Origin of the sequence: Paraburkholderia sp. SIMBA_027 (assembly GCF_046535315.1) — a bacterium.
Classification (GTDB): Bacteria; Pseudomonadota; Gammaproteobacteria; order Burkholderiales; family Burkholderiaceae; genus Paraburkholderia; species Paraburkholderia tropica.
In genome coordinates this window covers 1-251 of sequence record NZ_JAWRWY010001195.1, presented here as the reverse complement: position 1 = coordinate 251, position 251 = coordinate 1, and the positions used below count along the sequence as shown (strand labels likewise).

Genomic DNA, 251 nt, shown 5'->3' with positions numbered 1-251 from the left:
GTCAGCGGTGCAGGCGAGCTCGATTTCGAGGAGCTGCCGCTGCCGGAGGATTACGTCGTCATGGGTGATTTCAACATGGTGCCGGAATCGCCTGAATATTGCGCGCTTGCCGGCGCAAAGGACGGATATTACGGGCGTGTCCCGCGTATCGGCACGCCTGTCGATGCGCTGGCGGCGCTCGATGGCTATCACCCCAAAAGCTACAGCTGGATGGATCCCAAGGATCACGGAAAGCGGATGCATCTCGATTA

Annotated in this window: 1 protein-coding gene; it reads left to right on the top strand. The window is 59.4% G+C overall.

The features are described from left to right. Positions 1-251, top strand: a 251-nt coding sequence (locus SB764_RS42930) for a hypothetical protein (RefSeq protein ID WP_410867166.1), incomplete at both ends; no start/stop codon positions are given.